This is a genomic window from Thioclava sp. F28-4 (assembly GCF_002020045.1).
GTDB lineage: Bacteria > Pseudomonadota > Alphaproteobacteria > Rhodobacterales > Rhodobacteraceae > Thioclava > Thioclava sediminum.
Genome location: NZ_MPZQ01000067.1, coordinates 1 through 358 on the forward strand (window position 1 = coordinate 1; position 358 = coordinate 358).

General features: G+C 61.5%; 1 protein-coding gene. It reads left to right on the plus strand.

The genetic code is table 11. From position 1 onward, the window contains the following. Positions 1 to 24: 24 nt before the first annotated feature. The coding region (locus BMI87_RS21905) for a TrkA C-terminal domain-containing protein (RefSeq protein WP_246832774.1) at positions 25 to 358 on the plus strand (334 nt) is incomplete at its 3' end.

Below are 358 nucleotides of genomic sequence, written 5' to 3' on the forward strand. Positions count from 1 at the left end.
CGGGTGCCGGATAAAAGTAAGGCCGTGGGACTGACCCTGCGCAAGTTCGAACGCGGGATTGAAAAAAGCGGCGCGCAAATCATCGGGCTAATCCGCAACGACGTGCGGATGACCGCGCCACATGGCGGACGGCGCATACAGGCGGACGACGTTCTGATCCTGGAGGCCGAGGCTCAAGAGCTGGCCGAAGTGTTGTCGGCCTTCGGCATCACGCTTGAAGAGGAGGAGAGCGGGTCGGCGCGAGCGGAAAGGAAAGCCGGAGAGACAACACCGCAGACTGAAAACGACGAAGCCGAGAGCAACAAGTCCGCCGAGGACTCCGATGCAGCGACGAAGCCTTCGGATCGCGACGAGGATA